Source organism: Xanthomonas axonopodis, assembly GCF_001304695.1.
Lineage (GTDB): Bacteria > Pseudomonadota > Gammaproteobacteria > Xanthomonadales > Xanthomonadaceae > Xanthomonas > Xanthomonas axonopodis.
Map to the genome: position 1 here is coordinate 1 of NZ_JFAQ01000044.1, position 19086 is coordinate 19086.

Here is a 19086-nt window from a genome sequence, read left to right on the forward strand (position 1 = left end):
CTCACTAAGAGTGGCTAACAAAACGTAGCGAGAGGTCGTCAGGTGGGCGTGGACGGGCGCACAGGAACCGGACTGTACGAGTGGTACATGAGGATTCCGAGCACCGGCCGCGCCCGCCTGGCGGCTGCGTCGTAGTTTTGTTAGTCGCTCTTAGCCTTCGTTAGCCACGCCGTGCGGCACATGGCCGGCGGCCACGTGCTGATGCTGGCGCGCACTGTCGATGTTGTGCTGTGAGTCGTCGAAGAAGATGTCCGCACCAAACGCCTGTAGGAACCGGCCCTTCTGACGCCCGCCCAGGAACAGCGCCTCGTCCAGACGCACGCCCCACTCGCGCAAGGTGCGGATCACCCGCTCATGCGCCGGCGCCGAGCGTGCGGTGACCAGCGCCGTGCGGATCGGCGAGGCCTGGCCCGGCGGAAAGGCCGCCTGCAAGGTGTGCAGCGCCGACAGGAAATTACGGAACGGCCCCACCGACAACGGCTCGCGTGCGCGTTCGCGCTCGTGACGCCCGAATGCTTCCACGCCCTGCTCGCGCGAGATGCGTTCGCTCTCGTCGCCGAAGATCACCGCATCGCCATCGAAGGCGATCCGCAGCTGCGTCGACAAACGGCTTTCGTCGTTGTCCACGATTGCCGCGGCGGCCTCGGCGCGTTCGCCCAATGCGCGCGGCATGATGGTCGCCGCCGCGATGCCATGGCTCAGCGCGCGCCGCACCGATTCCGGATTGGCCGAGAGAAACAGATCGGTCCCGAATGGCTTGACGTACGGCCAGGTCGGCTCACCCGAAGTGAAGGTGGCACGCACGATGCCCAGGTTGTAATGCTGGATCGAGTTGAAGATGCGCAGACCGGTATCGGCGGAATTGCGTGACAGCAGGATGACTTCCACCCGCGGCGCATCTTCGGGAACATCGTGATTGAGCGCCAGCAGCTTGCGCACCACCGGGAACGCAACGCCAGGTTGCAGGATGTCGTCCTCATGCTCGCGCTGGAACGCCGAATAGGCCTCCACCCCATCGGCCTCGAACAGTGCATGGCCTTCTTCGAGATCGAACAGGGCGCGCGAGGTCACCGCGACGGTCAATAACCTTGGGGAGTTGTCTGGCATTGGGGGGCCGGGATTCGTGATTGGGGATTCGGGAGTGGTTTGGAGCAGCGATCAAGAAGGTGAAATCAGGCGTTGATGACGTGCGCTGCATCGTAACGGGTCGGCACGTTCATAGGCGGGTGGCAAGGCACGCCTTTGACGTTACCAATCCCGAATCCCCACTGCCGAATCCCCGCCCCTCACACTGCAAACTGCTCGCTGAAGATGCGCTCTTCCAGATTGTGTTCGGGATCGAACAACAGCGTGACCTGGCGCTGCGTGGATTCGCGGATGGTCACTTCGACCACGTCGCGAATTTCGTGCGAGTCGGCGGTGACGCTGACCGGGCGCTTGTACGGGTCGAGCACGCGGAAGCGCACTTCGGTATCTGCCTTGAGAATGGCGCCACGCCAGCGCCGCGGGCGATACGGCGCGATCGGCGTCAGCGCCAGCGTATGCGAGCCCAGCGGCAGGATCGGCCCGTGCGCGGAATAGTTGTACGCCGTGCTGCCGGCGGGCGTGGCCACCATCACGCCATCGCCGATCAGCTCGGCAATGCGGGTCTGGCCGTTGAGATCAATGCTGAGATGCGCAGCCTGCCGGGTCTGCCGCAACAGCGAGACCTCGTTGTAGGCCAGCGAGCCGGCACTGGCACCGGATTCGGTCTGCACCTGCGTTTCCAGCGGCCGCAGATAGGCTGGTTCGGCGCGCTGCAGGCGCTCGAGCAGGTCGTCCTCGTTGTCACGGTATTGGTTCATCAGGAAGCCGACCGAACCCAGCTTCATGCCGAACACCGGTTTGTCGGAGGCGCCATGGCGATGCAGCGTCTGCAGCATGAAACCGTCGCCGCCCAACGCACAGACGATGTCGGCGCTGTCCAGGGCATGGTCGCCGTAGCGCTGCACAAGGCGCGCGCGCGCGGCCACCGCCGGCTCGGCGGGGCTGGCAAGAAAAGCGATGCGAGGTGGTGCGGTCATCGTTGACTCCAGAGCATGCGAATCAGCATACCGCAGCCCTGTGCCGAGCTTGTTGTGGGTGTGTTGCGATCATCCCCTACCCTTCCCTAGGTGCGCGGCAGCAGTCGCGTCGTCGCGAGCACGCGCTCCTGAGCCTGCACGCATGGGAACGTGGCAAGCGCGTCTGCTGGCGTCTGCGCGAACCAGGCCGGCACGCCATCGGACGCAACCGGCCCGAACTCAGGCCGTCAACCGCCAGGCGCGATGGATGCGCGCATGCCGCTCGAAATCCGGGTCGATGGTGCGCGGACTGATTTCTTCGCACTGCGCGAACTCCGCCACCCCTTCTTCGTCCAGCTTGAAGCGACGGAAGTTGTTGGAGAAATACAACACACCACCCGGCGCCAACCGTGAGACTGCCGCGCGGAGCAGCCGTACATGCTCGCGCTGGATATCGAAATCTTCCGCACGCGCAGAGTTGGAGAAGGTCGGTGGGTCGCAGAAGATCACATCAAAGTGCGCACGCTCGGCTTCCAGCCAGGCCAATGCGTCGGCCTGTACCAGTTTGTGCTTGCTGCCGGCCAGCCCGTTCAACGCAAGGTTATCGGCGCACCACTGCAGGTACGTTGCCGACAGATCCACGCTGGTGGTGGACGCCGCACCGGCCACCGCCGCTTCCACGCTGGCCACGCCGGTGTAACAGAACAGGTTGAGAAAACGGCGCCCCCTGGACTGCTGCGCCATGGTGCCGCGCAGCGGGCGATGGTCTAGGAACAGCCCGGTATCCAGATAATCGAACAGGTTCACGCGCAGCAACGCGCCGTGTTCGCGCACGTGGACGATTTCGTTGCGCTGTTCGAAGCGGCCGTACTTGCTGCCGCCCTTGCCGCGCTCGCGCGACTTCAGCGCCACGCGCTCGGCCGGTACCTCGAAGACCTCGCGCACAGCGGCCAGCAATTCGTTGAGACGACGGCGCACATCGGCCTCGGGAATCGTCGCCGGCGCTGCGTATTCCTGCACATGCAGGAAGACGCGCCGGTCGCCGTCGGCTTGCTGGTACACGTCGATGGCGGCGGAATATTCCGGCAGATCGGCGTCGTAGGCGCGGAAACATTCGATGCCTTCGCGCGCGCGCCACTTCTTGAATTTCTGCAGATTCTTGCGCAGGCGGTTGGCCACCATCTGCGCACCTTCACTGAGCGCGGTCGGCGCCGCCAGCGGGGTGCGCCGCGGCACTGCGATCGGGTCGCAGACGATCAACGCGCATTCGATCGCGCCGTTGAACAGCTGGTATTTCTTGCCCGCGCGCAGGCCGGTGGCATACGCAAGCTCGGCATTGCCGCACAACAGGCTGGCACGCCACTGCGGTACGACGCGCTGCAAGGTATCGCCCAGGCGGCGATACAGCGCCGCATCGGCGGCCAGGCGCTCGTCGTAGGGCGGATTGCACACCACCACGCCGGTGGCCTGCGGCGGAGTCTGCAACTCACCGACCTCGCGCACGCCGAACCAGATCGCCTCGGCCACGCCGGCCACTTGCGCATTCTCTTTCGCGGCGCGGATTGCGTGCGGGTCCATGTCGCTGCCATGGATCACCTGCTTGAGCGCAGCGCGGCCGACGCTGTCGCGTTCGCGCGCCTCACTGACCAGCTGTTGCCAGGTCTCGCGGTCGAAACCGCGCCAGCGGCTGGGTACATCGCTGCCGTAGCGCTGCAGACCCGGCGCGACGTCGGCGGCCATCAGCGCGCCTTCGATCAGCAGCGTGCCGCTGCCGCACATTGGGTCGAGCAGGCCGCCGGCATCGGCATAGGCGCGCGGCCAGCCACCGCGCATCAAGACCGCTGCGGCCAGATTTTCCTTCAACGGCGCTTCGTTCTGCGCCATGCGCCAGCCGCGTCGATGCAGCGGGCCGCCGCCCAGGTCCACCGAAATGGTGGCGCGGCCCTTGCGCAGCGACAGGTTCAAGCGCAGGTCCGGGTGTTCCACGTCCACCGACGGGCGCTCCAGGCCCTGCCGGCGCATGGTGTCCACCACCGCGTCCTTGATGCGCTGCGCCGCGTAGCGGGCGTGGGTGATGGCAGTCCCGGACACATGCGCGTCCACCGACAGCGTGTGCCCCACCGACAGGTGCTCGTCCCACGGCAGCTCGGCCACGCCGGCGTACAGCGCGTCTTCGTCCGGGCAATCGAATTCGGTCAGCGGCCACAGCACGCGGCTGGCCAGGCGCGACCACAGCACGGCGCGCTGCGCAGCGCGCAGTTCGCCTTCGACGTTGACGCCGGAAATAGTGGCGGTGGCCTTGCTGGCACCGAGCGCAAGCAGCTCGTCGGCAAGCAGGTATTCCAGGCCCTTGGCGCAGGATGCGAAGAATTTCACGTAGGCAGATATGGATAAAGACGCTGGCCGCGGCGGCGAGCGTGAAAGCAGGACAGCGGGCCGGCGCCTGGGTGGGCAATGCCGCGGCCGCCGTGGACGGGCCGCAAATGGTCGGCCATCGCGGCCGGCATTACCAGCCCGGGGCCAGGATCGCGCACCGTACGGTTCACCACGGCGCCAGCCGCCACTGCGCCTGCGCCGTGTCCAGGCGTTGCTGCAGGCCCAGCCGCTCCAGGAAGGGCGCATCGTGCGAGGCGACGATCAGCGCCCCCTGGTGGCCGCGCAGCAGCGCCTCTATCGCCTTCCACCGAGGCCAGATCCAGGTGGTTGGTGGGCTCGTCCAGCAACAGCAGTTGCGCCGGCTGCGTCCGGTACAGCGCGCAGGCCAGCGCCGCCTTGAGCCGCTGGCCGCCGCTGAGCTGGCCGCAGGGCAGGTCGGCACGCACCTGGTCCAGCCCCAGCAGCGCCAGGCGCTGCCGCTGCACGTGAGCCGGCGCGCTCGGGTTTGCCTCCTGCAGCTGCGCAGCGGCCGAGCGCGCCGGGTTCAGCAGCCCCAGGTCCTGATCCAGATACGCCACCGGCACGTGCCCCTGACACTGCCCTGCACTTGGCTGCAGGCGTCCCGCCAGCAGTTGCAGCAATGCGGATTTGCCGCTGCCGTTCGGGCCGACCAACCCAATCCGCGGCCGCCCCTGCAGCAGCAGGTCCACGCCTCGCCCGCCCAGCCGCGCGTCCGCCACTTCCACCTGGCGCCGCGTCGCCAGGCGCCGCGGCGAGATGGCGGGCAATGTCGGCGCCAACACGGCGATCGCCGGATCGACCTCCACCTGCGCTGCCGCCTGCACCATCGCTTCGCTCAGCCGCGCCTGTTCGGCCTGACATTAGCTGTTGCAGCCGGCCTGCGCTGACTTCGCTGCGTTGCTTCCGCCCGCCAAGCAGAATCGCGGCCTGATGGGTCTGCCCCGCAGCACGCGCGCCGCGTGCCTGGCGCTGCAGTTGCTCGCGCAGCAGCTGCTCGCCGCGTGCGCGTGCATGTTTGCGCTGCGCCAGCAGATCGCTGGCCGCCTGCTGCTCGATCGCGCGCTGCTGCGCATAGAACGTGTTGTAGTTGCCGCCGTAGCTGCGCAGCCCCTGTTCTGACAACTCCAGGATGCGCTGCATCACGTCGAGCAAGCTGCGGTCGTGGCTGATCACCAGCAAGCCGCCGCTCCACGCCAGCAACTGATCCATCAGACGCTGGCGTTGCGGACCATCCAGGTGATTGCTGGGCTCGTCCAGAATCAGAACATCCGGCTGGTTCACAAACGCTCCGGCGAGCGCCACGCGCATCGCTTCGCCGCCGCTCAGTTGCGCGGCCGGTGCATGCGGATCGCGTCCACCCAGGCCTTGCCGTTCCAGTTCGGCGGCAAATTGCGCATGCGCACTCCAGCGCTCGCCGACACATTCAAAATTGGCGGGCGCAACACTGCCAGCGGCAATGCGGTTCAAGGCATCCAGCAGCGGCGCGACACCGGCCAGCTCGGCAATGCGCTGCCCCGGCGCAACGCTCACCCGTTGCGGCAGGTAGTGCACGCTCCCGCCGCGCACGCACCGCCCGGCACTGGGGAGCAGCTCACCGGCCAGCAGGCGCGCAAGTACGCTCTTGCCCACGCCATTGCGCCCGACCAGACCAGTAGCGCGTTGGTCGATATGGATGTTCAGATCGGAAAATAGCGGGCTGCCATCGGGCAGCACATACGCAACGCTTTCCTGCGTCAGCGACGGACAGGTCATACGGGTCTCCATTGCATGCCAGCACACGTGCCGATCCAACCGGACCAGCAGCGGGTAAGGCCGTCATCACGACGGCGGCATCAATGGCGCATCGGACCATTCCTCAAAAAGTGAGTCCGCCCAGTCTAGCCCGCAGCGCTGGCAGCGACACCCGCGCAACTGGCCGGGCGCATGCAGCCGGCGCTCAACCCAGCCCGAACGCCGGGTGGTAAGCCACATCGGCCAGCGGCAGCAGCCGGTCGCCGAACGCCAGGGCTTGCAATTCCGATGCAGGCACGTCGGGCAACACCAGGCCAGGTTCGACCGCAAAGCCCAAGCGCCGAAAAAACGCCGGCTCGCCCAGCGCCAGGCAGCCTGCGGCGCCGCGCTCGCGCAATGTGGCAAGCGCGGCCTGCACCAGGCGCGTGCCCAGCCCTTGCCGTTGGTGACCGGGCCCCACGGCCAGCGGGCCGAGCGCGAACCAGCCGGGCGAATGGTCAGACAGCGCCACCGGCGAGACGGCCAGATGCCCGACCACGTAGCCGTCGTGGTCGGCCACCAACGACAGCACCAGGGCACCGTCCTGACGCAAACCGGCAATCAACTGATGCTCGTCATGCCGGCTGTGTTCGGCGCGCATGAAGGCCACCATGGTCAGCAGTTCGATGGCGGCGGCGTCGCCTTCGGTGGATTCGCGGATCAACACGTTCATCACTGGCACCGCGCGCAGCCATGGCGGGGAACCGTCCGCATCACAGGCTCTGCAACAGCTCTGCGAACGCGCGTGCCGACGCGTCGACGTGCGAGGCCAGGCGATGGTCGTCGTCGACCAGCAGCAGGCGCGCATGCCGTGCCTGCGCCCAGGCGATCACGTCGGCGGCCGGAATCAGCTCGTCGCGCCAGGCATGCACAATCGAGATCGGCACCGGCGCGACGTCCAGCGCCGGCATCGGGCCCATCTTGGTCGGCGGCACCATCAAAAACAGGCCGCGCGTAGGCACCTGCAACGACACCATCCCGGCGATATACGAGCCCAGGCTGGAACCGACCAGCACCACCGGCCCCTTCTCGGCCGCCGCTCGCGCGATTTCCAGCAGGCGCTGCAGCCGGCCCCGCACGTCGCCCAGCGTGCTCACCTCCCGGCGTGCATCCAGGTCGGTGTAATCCGGGCGTTCGTGGGTCCAGCCAAACTGCCCGGCCACGTTGGCCAGCGCGGTCACTTTCAAGGCATCCGGGCCGCTTTCGAAGCCATGCGAGAGGATGCAATGCCCGCGACTCATAGCGCCTGCACCGTATCGCCGATGCGCAGCACGCCGCCGCGCAGGACGCGTGCGCACAGTCCACCATGGCCGCGCATGGCGTTATAGCCGCCCGCACCCAGGGCATCTTCCATGCGCGAACATGGGTCGCACGGGTCGGTGCCTTCCAACTCAATGTCACCGATTCGGAATCGCCGCCCTTTCAACGCGATCAACGGGATGCCGGACACCACCAGGTTGCGCCGCAGCATCGCCGGCGCGATGGCGGCGTGTCCTGACAGCGCTGCGATCACCGGCAGATGCTCGGCCTGGATCAGGGTCACGCCGCGCTTGCCGCTGCCCCCCTTGTAGCGGTCGCCCACCAGGCCGATGCCGGTGCTGACCTGCGCCGCGTCCACCTCCAGCATCGCCACGTCGCGCGCCGGACGCACGCCGATCCAGGTCACCTGACCGGTCTGCGGCAGCGTTGCCATCAATTTGCCCAGGGGGCTGTCGGGATTCAAAGCCATCAGGCAATGCTAGCATCCGCTCCATGTCCGATGCCGTCCTGCCGTCGCCGCCAATCACCTACGCGCCGCTGTCCTACGAATCGCGGTTGGCCAAACGCGCGCTCACCCAGATCGACATGGTGGTCATCCATTGCACCGAATTGCCTGACATGGCGATGGCGCGCGAATACGGCGAGCGCGTGCTCTACGACAGTGGCACCGGCAATAGCGGGCATTACTACCTCGATCGCAACGGCAGCATCCAGCAATACGTCGCCCTGGAGCGCGTCGCGCATCACGTGCGCGGGCACAACCCGCATACGCTGGGCATCGAACTGGTCAACCGCGGCCGTTATCCGCACTGGCTGGATTCGCGGTATCAGCAGATGACCGAACCGTATCCCGAAGCGCAGATCGCCGCGCTGATCACCTTGTTGCAATGGCTCCAGCAGCAGTTACCTTCGGTACGACGCATTGCCGGCCACCAGGCGCTGGACACCACTCAGGAAGCGGCCAGCGACGACCCGGCCCGTAAAATTCGGCGCAAGCTCGACCCCGGCCCGCTGTTCCCCTGGCCACGCATTGAAGCGGCAGTGAGCTGGTCGCACGCGCCGCGTTAAGAGGTGTTTTAGAAACCGAGCGACGCCTGCATGCATGCAACAGGTTGTCAGTTTTGCATCCGGAGCGCAGGACGAAGGACGCCGCGCAATCACTGCACCGGCGTGACGGGCGCGGGATCGGCAGCTACCCCGCAAACACTCCGGCTCGAGCACGTCTGCCACCGCCGGTGGGCTAGTCACTGCATTACGTCGGTCATGCCCGATAACGCACACAGCAGCGAGAAGTGCTTCAACGTGCGTGCCAATCGCGCCCTCGAAAGAGAGCGTCACCCGGAGAACACGCAGGTGAGAGCTCTCGGGTGCTTTGACGACCCATCGAAAGGCACCTACCTTCGCACACCGTCAACCCGTTGCAGCACACTCAACGTTCGGTCGCACGGTAGGTCTTCTCGCCGGCATTCACTGCCACGTCCAACCGGTTTTCAGGCGGCGCGATGGGGCAGACCACATGGGGCGTCAGTGCGCATGGTGGGTTTTCGGCCAGATTGAAATCCAGGACCACCTGACCATCGCGGGGCAATGCGGCAAACAGATAACGCGCGCCGCCATAACTTTCCTTGCCGCTGGTGCGGTCGGCGAACAGGAAGAACAGGCCCTGGCCATCGTCCTGCAGCAGCGGCCGCAAGCGGTATTCGTGGCCATTGCGCGAGAACACGGCTTCCCCCGGCACCTCCACGGTGAGCGGCGTGCCGATCGACGTCAGCAAGGTGGCCGTGCGCGGCGTTGGATAGGGTTGCCAATGCGCCTGGATGCGCCACTGCGGATCGGTCGGGAAATATTCCAGCCCGTCGAACTGCGTCAGCGCCTGCGCTGCCGGGTCACGGAAGCGCCAACCGTACAAGGCGCCGGTCTGCACCAGGTAGAACTGCCGGCCATCCACGTCTAGCCGGTCGCCGCGCCGCCCTGCCCGCTCTGGTTGAAGGCGCACCTCGTCGATGCGCTGCCCGTTGAGCGTCACCGCCGCCGAGCCATCTGCGCGAAAGCGCACCTGCCCTGCAGCATCCAACGTCAGCTGCCCCAGTTGCGCGGGGCCGGCAGGCAAGACGATATCGCTGTGCGGATCGCTGCCCACCCGATACTGGCCGGCGCGCACGCGCCCCGAACCGGTATAGCTCAGCCACCCGTCGCGCGCACGTAGCTGATTCAGCCGCTCCGTACGCGCGCGTTCCAGCGCGACCTCGTACGCATCGCGCTGCGCCGTATTTCGATGACCGGCAACAGGCGTATCGCTGACATCGGCGGACGACTCCGCCGAACAGGCAGCCAGCGTCCACACCGCGACGCACAGCGCGCCAACCCGTAACTGCAACCGCATGGCTCACCCAGCACTGCAAGAAACTGCGCTCCGCGCAGCGAACCTGCGTCCCCACAGGTCACCCTTCCTGCCGCCATTGTGCCTGCAATCAGGCGCCGGTCGCGACCGGTCGCGAGGCGTCCTGCAGCCAACCGCTCCAGGAACCGGCGTAGACACGCGCACCGGAGAGCCCCGCCACTTCCAGTGCCAGCAACAGATGGCATGCCGTGACGCCAGATCCGCACATCACCACCGCCTGCTCGGGCCGATACGTGTCCAGCAACCCAGACAATTCGGCGCGCAGTTCGACGGCCGGCTTGAAGCGGCCATCACGCAGGCTCAGCCCCAACGGGCGACTCACGGCACCGGGCACGTGCCCGGCCACCGAGTCGATCGGCTCGACTTCGCCGCGAAAACGCTCGCCCGCACGCGCATCCAGCAACCAACCCGGTGCCTGCTGCAGGCGCTGCACGATCTGCTCCGCATCCACCACCGCGGCGGCGTCAAAATGGCCGGGGTACGCGGCGGCCCCGCGCACGGCAGGTGGCTCGGTGCTTTCCGCAACGCCGGCCGCACGCCACGCGGCCAGTCCGCCGTCCAGCACTGCCACCCGGCGATGGCCCATCAGCCGCAACATCCACCACGCGCGTGCGGCTGCCATGCTGCCATCGGCAGCATCATAGACTACCACCTGGCTCTGCGGATCGATGCCCCATTCGCCAAGCCGTCTTGCAAATGCCTCGCTGTGCGGCAACGGGTGCCGCCCCTGCGCCGGTCGCGACAGATCTGCAAGGTCATGGTCGAGATCGGCGTAGTGCGCGCCGGGCAGATGCCCCTGCGCGTACGCCTTGCGCGCTGCGTGCGGGTCTGGCGCGGTCGGTGGCGCGGCACGCGCATCCAGCAGACGCAGCTGGGGATGCTGCAACGCGGCCGCCAGCGCGGCGGCATCGACCAGCGTGGTCCAGTTCGGATCGGTACTCATGCAACCTGCTCCAGACGACGGCGAAGATTGAGAAGAATGGCGGCAGTGGCGCCCCAGATCCGGTGGGCAGGCCAGTCGTATTCGAGTACGCGCCGCGGGCGCCCGCGGAACTCTAGCTCCACACTGCGCAAATTGTCCGGGTCCATCAGATAGGCCAGCGGCACTTCGAAGACCTCCGCCACTTCATCCGGCTGCGGCACCGCCACGAACGCCGGGTCGATGACCGCCACCACCGGCGTCACCCGAAATTCGCTGACAGTCACAAACGGATCCAGATACCCGATGGCATGCACGTGCTGCGCGCCCAGCGCAATTTCTTCGCAACTCTCGCGCAGCGCTGCAGCGGCGGCATCGGCATCGGAGGGCTCCATCCGCCCGCCGGGGAAGCTGACCTGCCCGGCGTGATGGCGCAGGCTGTCGGTGCGTCGCGTCAGCAACACCGTCGTGCCCTGTTCGCGCGGCACCAGCCCGCACAGCACCGCCGCTTCGGCAGACGCGTCGCCGTCGGTCAGGTCGATCAGCTCGGCATGGTTCCAACCCGGCCCGGCCGGCGCGGTATCCAACGGATACAGCGCCCGCCTCAGCTGCGCGTATTCGGGCAGCCGTGCCGTCAGCGCGCGTGCGGGCAGCACCGTGTGCAGATAGTCCTGGCGTTCGGCGTCGCTCATGCTCATCCAGCGTGCAATTTCATCCAGGCTGCGCAAGCAGCCGACGCAGTGCGACTGCGCGTCCAGCGAACATACACCGATACACGGACTGGGCAGAGAGCCGGCAGCGAAACCGGGATCCGCGTCGGATCCGACATCGTTGCCGCTCATCGCTGGGTCCTGCGGCCGCTGCACCGTTGCATCGTTCTCTTCAGACAATCGCTAGACCAAAACGACAACGCCGGCCTGGTGGCCGGCGTTGTCGCAGCAACATCACATGCAATTACTTGACGCTGACCAGCTTGATCTCGAACTGCACAGCCACGTTCGGCGGGAACGGGGTACGCGGGTCGGCACCATAGGCCTTTTCCGGCGGCAGGGTCACTTCCCACTTCGAGCCGGCCGGCATCTGCAGCAGCGTGTCGCGCATGGCCTGCATTTCGACTTCGCTAACCTTGATGGCCGGGATCTGCTGCGCCGGACGTGCCTTCTCGCGGTCGCCGAACGGGAACGGACCGGCCACTTCCAGCTGCACGGTGCTGGCCTGGGTCGGCTTGGCACCCTTGCCGGCTTCGATCACGCGGTACTGCACGCCGCTCGGCAGCGTCTGCACACCGGCGGTGCTCTTGTTCTTGGCCAGGAACGCATCGCTCTTGGTCTTGTTGGCTGCAGCGGCCTTGTCGTATTCAGCCTTGGCCTGCTGGGCACGGCCCTGCTCGCGCTTCTGGAACGCTTCAACGGCCGGCTTCAGCTGGTCGGCAGTGATCGCCGGCTGCTTCTTGGCATAGGCGTCCTGCAGACCCTTTACCACCGAGTTGATGTCGAGCTGCTCGCCGCGACCGGTGAGCTCGGCAAGGTTGTTGCCGTAGTCATAGCCGAAGTAGTAGCTCAACTTGCCCTTCTCGGACGTCGTGTCCTGGGCCAGTGCATTGCCCGTCAGGGCCAGGGCCGCCACAGCGACCGCGATAGAACGCAACTTCATCAAACAATTCTCCAGGGTGGTGGCACAGGACGGGTCTGCCGCCTGAGATGACGCGCTAGGATAGCGGCCGCGATACCGAATCGCTACTGATCGCGAAAGCTAGGACCAGCAAGGCTTTTGGAAGTTCCGTGTTTACTATTTTTTTACGTTTGCAAGGGATCACATGTCCAATCACGTCATTCTGATCACCAATCACGCCAGCGTCCGGACGATTACGGTCAATCGACCGGACAAACTGAACGCATTGAACCAGCAGACCATGCAGGTCCTGGATCAGGCGTTTCAAAACGCAGCCGCTGCCGACGATGTCCGCGCCGTGATTCTCACCGGCGCCGGCCCAAAGGCATTCGTGGCGGGTGCGGATATCGCGGAAATGAATGATCTGTCGGCGATTCAGGGCCGCGAATTCTCGTTGCTGGGCCAGCAGCTGATGCGCCGGATCGAGCGCATGCCCAAGCCGGTGATCGCGATGATCAATGGCTTTGCGCTGGGCGGCGGCCTGGAGCTGGCGATGGCTTGCCATCTTCGTATCGCCGCGACCACTGCGCGCCTGGGGCAACCGGAAATCAATCTCGGCCTGATCCCGGGCTTTGGCGGCACGCAGCGCCTGTTGCGTCTGACCGGTCGCGCCGCAGCGTTGGAACTGTGCCTGCTCGGCCTGCCGATCGACGCAGCCCGCGCACTGCAATTGGGCCTGGTCAATCGCGTGGTCGAAGCCGATGCCCTGCACGAAGAAACCCTGGCGCTTGCGCAACGCCTGGCAACTGCAGCGCCGCTGGCACTGCGCGGCATTCTCGATGCGGTGGTGTTCGGCGGCGAATGCGCCATCGAAGAAGGCCTGCAGCTGGAAACCGCGCAATTTGCGTTGTTGTTCGCCACCGACGATATGCGCGAAGGCACGCGCGCATTTCTAGAAAAACGCCTCGCGCAGTTCCGCAATCGTTGATATCGCCATGACGCTCGACCTCATTCCGGCATCGCGTCCATTGCCGCTGCTGTTGTTCGATTGTGTGCAGGCCGACGACCTGGATCGTGCGCTGGCACTAGGCTTGATGGCGTACCTGCCCGACCCGCAGCACGATGCGCTGGACGCCGACTGCCCGCAGGTCTGCGCCACGTTGCTAAGCGCGCAACGCCGTTTACGAGACGCCTGGGCCGCGCGCGAACGCTATCGCGCGCGCTCGGCGCGCCTGCAACGCCGGGCTGCCGAACGCGACGCGCGCAGGGCGCCCGCCCCGGCCGCCAGCCAACCGGCAACGCCCGCACTGCCGCCGCTGGCCGCTGCCATCCTGGCGCGCGCAAAGGCGAAAGCCGCTGGCGGAGCGCAGCCATGAACACACCTCAGGCAACGGCACCGGCGCGTCGTGGCAGCAGCATGCGCAAGCCCGAGATACAGGAAATGTTCGAGCGCCTGCGCGAACTCGATCCGCACCCCACCACCGAGCTGGAATACACCACCCCATTCGAGCTATTGATCGCCGTGCTGCTGTCGGCGCAGGCCACCGATGTCGGCGTCAACAAGGCGACCCGCAAGCTGTATCCGGTAGCCAACACCCCGCGCGACCTTCTCGATCTCGGCGAAGAAGGCCTGAAGCGATATATCTCCACCATCGGCCTGTTCAACGCCAAGGCCAAGAACGTCATCGCCACCTGCCGCATCCTGCTGGAGCGCTACGGCGGCGACGTGCCGCATGATCGCGCCGCGCTGGAAGCACTGCCCGGCGTTGGCCGCAAGACCGCAAACGTGGTGCTCAACACCGCTTTCGGCGAGCCCACCATGGCCGTGGACACGCATATCTTTCGCGTTTCCAACCGCACCGGTCTTGCGCCAGGCAAGGACGTGCGCGCCGTCGAAGACAAGTTGGTCAAGGTGATTCCGGCCGAGTTTCTGCACGATGCGCATCACTGGCTGATCCTGCACGGACGCTACGTGTGCAAGGCACGCAAGCCGGATTGCCCGGGCTGCGTCATCCACGATCTATGCCGCTACCGCGACAAGACGCAGCCGGCTCCGGACCGGCAGACAAAAACCAAAATTTGATGCAGCTCTGGGGTCACAGCAACGGCGCAACAGCGAACCTTGACCCACACGCAGCAACCGCAAGGTCGCAAGCTTTTCCGATTGCCGATTGCCGATTGCCGATTGCCGATTGCCGATTGCCGATTCCCCAATCCCGATTCCCCAATCCCCGCCCCAAAAAAATCGCGACCGGATGATGCGTCTTTCGGCGCCATGCATCACCCGATCACGATGGGGGTCACCCGGCGCGAACGCCGGGCGCTTACAACACTTTACGCAGCTTTCGCCTGCTCGACGCGCTGTTCCACCAGCACGCCATCCACCGTGGGCTGGCCTTCGACACGTCGATCCAGCTCCTTCCATTCCACCACCAGTTCGCAGCCGCGCGAGGCTGCATTGCGGCTCCAGTCGCGCAACAACTCGATGCAGGCATGATCGACGTGGTGCAGCTTGGCCACATCCAGATGCAGTGCAGTGTTCGGCGGCACGCTTTCCAGCATCCGTGCCATCGCCGGCACCTTCAGGAAGGTGGCCGAACCCTGCAGGGTCAAATGCATTTCGTCCTTCTTGTCGGCGTGCTCGCGCACCTCGACCTTCAGACGCGAAGAATGCAGCGCCAGACGGAACAGCGACAAACCGAAGCCGATCAGCACGCCGGTCAGCAAGTCGGTCGCCACGATCGCGAAGGTGGTCGCCAGGTAGATCGCGGCCGTTCCCCGGCCATAGGTCGCCAGTTCCTTGACCTGCCCGATCTTGATCATCTTCACGCCGGTATAGACCAGGATGCCGGCCAGACACGCCACCGGCGTCATCCGCAACAGCCACGGCAACAGCATGGCGAACACCAGCAGCCAGCTGCCGTGCAGGATGGTCGATGCACGAGTTGCCGCACCGGCCTGCACGTTGGCCGCACTGCGCACGATCACGCCGGTCATCGGCAGTGCGCCCAGGAAGCCGCAGAGCATATTTCCCACACCCTGTGCCGCCAGCTCACGGTCGTACTGCGTCCGCGCGCCCTGATGCATGCGGTCCACCGCCGCCGCCGACAGCAAGGTTTCGGCGCTGGCGATGAAGGCGAAGGTCACTGCCGAGACCAGCAAGGTGTGGTTGAACACGCCAGAGATGTCGGAAATGCTGGGGATGCTGATCGCAGAGAACAAGTTGGTGGGAACATCCACCTTGTTGATGTTCAAGCCCTGCAGCTGCACGGTTGCCGTGACAACCACCACCGCGATCAATGGACCCGGCAGAAACCGCAGACGCTGTGGGCGCAGCTTGTCCCAGGCCAGGATGATGCCGATCGTCGCCAGGCCCACCAGCAGCGCATTCCGGCCGGTTCCCTCGCTGATGGCCTGCCACAACACGCCAGGCAATGCAGCGAAGTTTTCCAGACCGCGTGCCTTGGGCGCGGCATCCACCAACACGTGCGCCTGCGAGGCCACGATCAGGATGCCGATGCCCGACAACATACCGGCCACCACCGCCGGCGATGTCATCCGGAACCACACACCTGCGCGGCACAGACCGGCCACCAGCTGAATCGCACCGGCCACCAGGATCACCGGCCCGAGCGCGGCAGCGCCGTGCTCACGCACCAGTTCGAACACCAACACAGCCAGGCCGGCGGCCGGCCCGCTCACCTGCAGCGGGGAACCCGCCAGAAAGCCGACAACCAAACCCCCGACGATGCCGGTGATCAGGCCTGCGGCCGGCGGCATGCCGGATGCGATCGCAATCCCCATGCACAACGGAAGCGCGACAAGAAAGACCACGACAGGCGCCAATAAATCACGCCCAAACAGTCCCTGACGGAAATATCCGCCGATACCTGATGTGTTCATGGTGGGCTCCGTCAGGCCAGTTCAGCGCGCACGACTTGCTGCAGTCGCGGGCGTGGAGTGGCTTCGGGGGTGCTTTCGGCCAGTAGCGGCCGGAAGCCACCCTTCTCGGCATCGAAGGCGCGGATCTCCCCGTGGGCGATATCGTAGATCCAACCATGGATCCGCAAAGTGCCTGCGGCAAGACGCGCTGCCACCACCGGCTGCGTACGCAGATGATCCAACTGCGAGACCACGTTCTCTTCGGTCATGCAGCTCAGCGCTTCCTGGCTGTGCGGATCGTGCCCGTGATGCGCAGTGACATGACGCGCCGCATCGGTGTGCTTGAGCCACGCTGCCACGGAGGGCACGTCTTCCAGCGACTCCGGCTTGAGCACGGCCTTCATCGCGCCGCAATCGGTATGACCGCAGATCACGATATGCCGCACGCCCAGCACCGCGATGGCGTATTCGATCGCTGCCACCACGCCACTGACATGCTGCGAGTACGGCGGCACCACATTGCCGATATTGCGATAGACGAACAGCTCGCCTGGTTGCGCGGAGAAGATCAACTCCGGCATGACGCGCGAATCTGCGCAGGTAATGAACAGCGTATGCGGGCTTTGGCCGCCTGCCAGCTCCTGAAAGCGCGCACTCTGGCGCGGATACACTTCCTTACGGAAATGACGAAAACCTTCTAGCAAACTTTCCATGGGAGATTCCTCTGGGCAACGAATAGCCGTCCGCGGCGCAAACCGCGAATTGCAAAGACAACAAATCAATCGGAAATCCGGCGCAGAAAGCACCGGGTACAGCGACAGCGGGGATCAGGCAAGCAGTGCGTTTGGAGGACGCAGCTTTGGGATCAGGTCGCGTTTTTGATTTGCCGGCGCGTGATGCGCATGCCAAGAGGGAGAATACCGCGCCAGCATCGGCCATGCTTGGGAGAGCAGGGGGATATCGTCTGCAGGCTGTGTGTCGACTTGGCTCTGTGCATCGCAGTCGTCCTGCGGATCTTCTGCTGCATCGCGTTCTTCGCCAGCATCCACCATCACTGCCAAGCCGTCGCTCACGAACGCATCATGCATGCGCGCGTGCGCGTTGGCTGCCGACCACGCGGAAAGCGCGAGCAGGCAGACCAACAGCATTTGGAGGAATCGAGGAAACATGGCCTCGAAGCTAACGTTTTTGACGCCGCGTAGGCAAGTGATGCGCCGCACAAACTGACACATGTGTTCAGGCTGACGTGGCTCCAGTTCAGGACGTTAGCGGCGCAGCTCGGACATTCAACAACTTGAGATCGTCGCCGGGTGCTGTCATGAACCAGCGTTGTTCAGTTTCTTGACACACACTGACATAGTTTAAACTCACGTAATATGTTGTCTTTTTTGGCAAAAATCACGTATTACGTTTCTGTTTTTTGTCACATTAACGCAACCTTCACACCCTAGCCTGCGCCCACTTTCTCAGGTCGCAAGGCATCTATGAAACTCGCTCCCACTCTGCTTGGTTCCGCGCTGCTACTGGCACTGGCCGCCCCTGTGGCACATGCCGAGATCGCCATCGATGTGATCGGTGGTTCGGAAATCTCGCTGGAAGGCCTGGTACAGGCAGACGGCAACTGGTTCCACAACGATGTGCAGGACCTCAACGGTCCGATCGGTGCCAATGGCGACAATTCCGAATTCAGCATCCGGCGCGCCGAGCTGGTCCTCAAGGGAAAGGGCCCGGGCAACTTCGAATGGGTTGCCGGCTATGACCCGAGCGTGCTGAAGGAAGTCACCATCCGTGGCACCACCATTCGCAGCACCGGCCGGTTCCTGGATAACAACATCAAGTACAAGTTCGGCGGCAACGCGAACAATTACCTGCAGATCGGCCAGTTCAAGCAGCCCAACAGCCTGGAAGAACTGTCCAGCACCAAGAACAACGACTTCGTCTCCAAGGCGTCGGTGACGAACACCTATGGCATCTCGCGCCGGCTGGGCGTGGCCTATGGCATGGGCGACAACAACTGGAGCGTGACCGCCAGTGCATTCGGCCGCGAGCTGACCCGTAACCAGGCGCACGGCAGCGGCTATGGCGCGCGGGGCACCTGGGCGCCGATCAACGAGACTGGCAACGTGCTGCACTTCGGCCTGAGCTACCTGGCCTACGACACCGACGACGACACCTTGCGCCTGCGCGCACGCCCGGACGCGGACCTGACCACCGTTCGCCTGATCGACAGCGGCGCCATCACCAATGTGGACAACGTCGGCGTGGCCGGTGCCGAGGCGATGTGGATCACCGGGCCGTTCAAGCTGCAGAGCGAGTACTTCCAGGAAAACGCCAACCGCATCGGTGCCAATGCGCACGACTATAAGAGCGACGGCTGGTACGTGAGCGGCGTCTGGAACCTCACCGGCGAAACCTGGGTCTACAAGGCTGGCGTGCCGACCACTCCGCTGCCCAACGAGCCGGCATCGGGCATGTGGCAGCTGGCGGTGCGCTACGACACCCTGGACCTCAACGATGGCCACCTGGTTGCCAACGGCAACACGCCGTTCGTCGATGGCGTGCTGGGCGGCAAGATGAACATCTGGACGGTCGGCGCCAATTGGTACTGGCGCTCCAACTTCAAGCTGGCGCTCGACTACGCCAAGGTCGACAGCACCCGCTACAACAGCGCCACGCGCGGCCTGGTCGACGACAACCCGTCGATCATCGAAGCACGCGCGCAGTTCTACTGGTAAGTGCGTCGCCACTTCCTACCGGCCTGCGCATCCGACGGCGCAACGCCGTCATCGGTCTGTCATTTCCCA

Annotated in this window: 19 protein-coding genes, 1 other RNA gene and 1 pseudogene; 5 read left to right on the forward strand and 16 right to left on the reverse strand. The window is 65.2% G+C overall.

The features are described from left to right. Window positions 1–12 precede the first annotated feature (12 nt). The 9 genes and pseudogenes from XAXN_RS20550 to XAXN_RS04530 all read right to left on the reverse strand — a co-directional run bounded on the left by XAXN_RS20550 (window position 13) and on the right by XAXN_RS04530 (window position 7938). Window positions 13–89: non-coding RNA, sX9 sRNA (locus XAXN_RS20550), on the reverse strand. A gap of 61 nt (window positions 90–150) precedes the next feature. Then, a complete protein-coding gene (locus XAXN_RS04500) occupies window positions 151–1107 on the reverse strand; it encodes a 5'-nucleotidase (protein WP_054318655.1) in 957 nt (318 codons plus the stop codon). A 179-nt stretch (window positions 1108–1286) separates the two neighbouring features. Then, window positions 1287–2063: an NAD kinase gene (locus XAXN_RS04505; RefSeq protein ID WP_054318656.1), complete on the reverse strand. Its 777-nt coding sequence runs from the start codon at window positions 2061–2063 to the stop codon at window positions 1287–1289. A gap of 219 nt (window positions 2064–2282) precedes the next feature. Further along, window positions 2283–4418, reverse strand: a complete 2136-nt coding sequence (gene rlmKL / locus XAXN_RS04510; protein ID WP_054318657.1) for a bifunctional 23S rRNA (guanine(2069)-N(7))-methyltransferase RlmK/23S rRNA (guanine(2445)-N(2))-methyltransferase RlmL — start codon at window positions 4416–4418, stop codon at window positions 2283–2285. Continuing rightward, window positions 4415–4606 (reverse strand): hypothetical protein, encoded by a 192-nt coding sequence (locus XAXN_RS22385; protein ID WP_057655512.1) that lies wholly within the window; start codon window positions 4604–4606, stop codon window positions 4415–4417. Before XAXN_RS22385 ends, rlmKL begins: the two co-directional genes overlap by 4 nt. Continuing rightward, window positions 4585–6191: pseudogene (locus XAXN_RS04515) on the reverse strand (ABC-F family ATP-binding cassette domain-containing protein). The gene XAXN_RS22385 and the pseudogene XAXN_RS04515 overlap by 22 nt, the downstream one beginning before the upstream one ends. 184 nt (window positions 6192–6375) lie before the next feature. After that, window positions 6376–6882 carry a GNAT family N-acetyltransferase gene (locus XAXN_RS04520; protein ID WP_054318658.1) on the reverse strand — a complete coding sequence of 169 codons (507 nt, stop codon included), beginning with the start codon at window positions 6880–6882 and terminating at the stop codon, window positions 6376–6378. A gap of 40 nt (window positions 6883–6922) precedes the next feature. Continuing rightward, window positions 6923–7450, reverse strand: a complete 528-nt coding sequence (locus XAXN_RS04525) for an alpha/beta hydrolase (protein WP_054318659.1) — start codon at window positions 7448–7450, stop codon at window positions 6923–6925. Next, window positions 7447–7938 carry an MOSC domain-containing protein gene (locus XAXN_RS04530; RefSeq protein ID WP_054318660.1) on the reverse strand — a complete coding sequence of 164 codons (492 nt, stop codon included), beginning with the start codon at window positions 7936–7938 and terminating at the stop codon, window positions 7447–7449. The genes XAXN_RS04525 and XAXN_RS04530 overlap by 4 nt, the downstream gene beginning before the upstream one ends. A gap of 23 nt (window positions 7939–7961) precedes the next feature. Between XAXN_RS04530 and XAXN_RS04535 the strand changes: the two genes are divergently transcribed. Continuing rightward, entirely contained in the window at window positions 7962–8537 is a 576-nt protein-coding gene (locus XAXN_RS04535; RefSeq protein ID WP_054318661.1) for an N-acetylmuramoyl-L-alanine amidase, read from the forward strand. Window positions 8538–8898: 361 nt separating this feature from the next. Here XAXN_RS04535 and XAXN_RS04540 read toward each other — a convergent pair whose 3' ends face one another. From XAXN_RS04540 to XAXN_RS04555, 4 genes are all read right to left on the reverse strand, one after another. Beyond that, complete coding sequence (locus XAXN_RS04540; RefSeq protein ID WP_054318662.1) at window positions 8899–9852, reverse strand: DUF1684 domain-containing protein; 954 nt, start codon at window positions 9850–9852, stop codon at window positions 8899–8901. A gap of 88 nt (window positions 9853–9940) precedes the next feature. Next, complete coding sequence (locus tag XAXN_RS04545; protein WP_054318663.1) at window positions 9941–10813, reverse strand: sulfurtransferase; 873 nt, start codon at window positions 10811–10813, stop codon at window positions 9941–9943. Beyond that, complete coding sequence (locus tag XAXN_RS04550) at window positions 10810–11631, reverse strand: CoA pyrophosphatase (RefSeq protein ID WP_054318664.1); 822 nt, start codon at window positions 11629–11631, stop codon at window positions 10810–10812. Before XAXN_RS04550 ends, XAXN_RS04545 begins: the two co-directional genes overlap by 4 nt. A 112-nt stretch (window positions 11632–11743) precedes the next feature. Continuing rightward, window positions 11744–12442, reverse strand: a complete 699-nt coding sequence (locus XAXN_RS04555) for an FKBP-type peptidyl-prolyl cis-trans isomerase N-terminal domain-containing protein (protein ID WP_004429231.1) — start codon at window positions 12440–12442, stop codon at window positions 11744–11746. Window positions 12443–12605: 163 nt separating this feature from the next. Here XAXN_RS04555 and XAXN_RS04560 point away from each other — a divergent pair, with 163 nt between their 5' ends. The 3 genes from XAXN_RS04560 to nth are packed head-to-tail and all read left to right on the forward strand — an operon-like array spanning window position 12606 to window position 14483. Beyond that, window positions 12606–13388 carry an enoyl-CoA hydratase-related protein gene (locus XAXN_RS04560; RefSeq protein WP_054318665.1) on the forward strand — a complete coding sequence of 261 codons (783 nt, stop codon included), beginning with the start codon at window positions 12606–12608 and terminating at the stop codon, window positions 13386–13388. A gap of 7 nt (window positions 13389–13395) precedes the next feature. Further along, window positions 13396–13776, forward strand: a complete 381-nt coding sequence (locus XAXN_RS04565; RefSeq protein ID WP_054318666.1) for a hypothetical protein — start codon at window positions 13396–13398, stop codon at window positions 13774–13776. Beyond that, window positions 13773–14483 carry an endonuclease III gene (gene nth / locus XAXN_RS04570; RefSeq protein ID WP_054318667.1) on the forward strand — a complete coding sequence of 237 codons (711 nt, stop codon included), beginning with the start codon at window positions 13773–13775 and terminating at the stop codon, window positions 14481–14483. The genes XAXN_RS04565 and nth overlap by 4 nt, the downstream gene beginning before the upstream one ends. 251 nt (window positions 14484–14734) lie before the next feature. On the opposite strand, the gene XAXN_RS04575 is transcribed toward nth, so the two are convergent. The 3 genes from XAXN_RS04575 to XAXN_RS04585 all read right to left on the reverse strand — a co-directional run bounded on the left by XAXN_RS04575 (window position 14735) and on the right by XAXN_RS04585 (window position 17430). Further along, window positions 14735–16303 carry a SulP family inorganic anion transporter gene (locus tag XAXN_RS04575; RefSeq protein ID WP_054318668.1) on the reverse strand — a complete coding sequence of 523 codons (1569 nt, stop codon included), beginning with the start codon at window positions 16301–16303 and terminating at the stop codon, window positions 14735–14737. A gap of 11 nt (window positions 16304–16314) precedes the next feature. After that, window positions 16315–16995: a carbonic anhydrase gene (locus XAXN_RS04580; protein ID WP_047696657.1), complete on the reverse strand. Its 681-nt coding sequence runs from the start codon at window positions 16993–16995 to the stop codon at window positions 16315–16317. 114 nt (window positions 16996–17109) lie between these two features. Beyond that, complete coding sequence (locus XAXN_RS04585) at window positions 17110–17430, reverse strand: hypothetical protein (protein ID WP_054318669.1); 321 nt, start codon at window positions 17428–17430, stop codon at window positions 17110–17112. A gap of 336 nt (window positions 17431–17766) precedes the next feature. On the opposite strand from XAXN_RS04585, the gene XAXN_RS04590 reads away from it, so the two are divergent. After that, on the forward strand, window positions 17767–19017 hold the full coding sequence (locus XAXN_RS04590) for an OprO/OprP family phosphate-selective porin (protein WP_054318670.1): 1251 nt from the start codon (window positions 17767–17769) through the stop codon (window positions 19015–19017). Window positions 19018–19086 lie beyond the last annotated feature (69 nt).

Bases quoted from the DNA above. Each gene is read 5' to 3' on its own strand.
- XAXN_RS04580 (WP_047696657.1), bottom strand. From the start codon at position 16,995: ATGGAAAGTTTGCTAGAAGGTTTTCGTCATTTCCGTAAGGAAGTGTAT.
- XAXN_RS04590 (WP_054318670.1), top strand. From the start codon at position 17,767: ATGAAACTCGCTCCCACTCTGCTTGGTTCCGCGCTGCTACTGGCACTG.
- XAXN_RS04525 (WP_054318659.1), bottom strand. From the start codon at position 7,450: ATGAGTCGCGGGCATTGCATCCTCTCGCATGGCTTCGAAAGCGGCCCG.
- XAXN_RS04560 (WP_054318665.1), top strand. From the start codon at position 12,606: ATGTCCAATCACGTCATTCTGATCACCAATCACGCCAGCGTCCGGACG.
- XAXN_RS04585 (WP_054318669.1), bottom strand. From the start codon at position 17,430: ATGCTGTTGGTCTGCCTGCTCGCGCTTTCCGCGTGGTCGGCAGCCAAC.
- XAXN_RS04565 (WP_054318666.1), top strand. From the start codon at position 13,396: ATGACGCTCGACCTCATTCCGGCATCGCGTCCATTGCCGCTGCTGTTG.
- XAXN_RS04520 (WP_054318658.1), bottom strand. From the start codon at position 6,882: ATGAACGTGTTGATCCGCGAATCCACCGAAGGCGACGCCGCCGCCATC.
- nth (WP_054318667.1), top strand. From the start codon at position 13,773: ATGAACACACCTCAGGCAACGGCACCGGCGCGTCGTGGCAGCAGCATG.
- XAXN_RS04505 (WP_054318656.1), bottom strand. From the start codon at position 2,063: ATGACCGCACCACCTCGCATCGCTTTTCTTGCCAGCCCCGCCGAGCCG.
- XAXN_RS04555 (WP_004429231.1), bottom strand. From the start codon at position 12,442: ATGAAGTTGCGTTCTATCGCGGTCGCTGTGGCGGCCCTGGCCCTGACG.
- XAXN_RS04540 (WP_054318662.1), bottom strand. From the start codon at position 9,852: ATGCGGTTGCAGTTACGGGTTGGCGCGCTGTGCGTCGCGGTGTGGACG.
- XAXN_RS04530 (WP_054318660.1), bottom strand. From the start codon at position 7,938: ATGGCTTTGAATCCCGACAGCCCCCTGGGCAAATTGATGGCAACGCTG.
- XAXN_RS04575 (WP_054318668.1), bottom strand. From the start codon at position 16,303: ATGAACACATCAGGTATCGGCGGATATTTCCGTCAGGGACTGTTTGGG.
- XAXN_RS04535 (WP_054318661.1), top strand. From the start codon at position 7,962: ATGTCCGATGCCGTCCTGCCGTCGCCGCCAATCACCTACGCGCCGCTG.
- XAXN_RS04545 (WP_054318663.1), bottom strand. From the start codon at position 10,813: ATGAGTACCGATCCGAACTGGACCACGCTGGTCGATGCCGCCGCGCTG.
- XAXN_RS04500 (WP_054318655.1), bottom strand. From the start codon at position 1,107: ATGCCAGACAACTCCCCAAGGTTATTGACCGTCGCGGTGACCTCGCGC.
- XAXN_RS04550 (WP_054318664.1), bottom strand. From the start codon at position 11,631: ATGAGCGGCAACGATGTCGGATCCGACGCGGATCCCGGTTTCGCTGCC.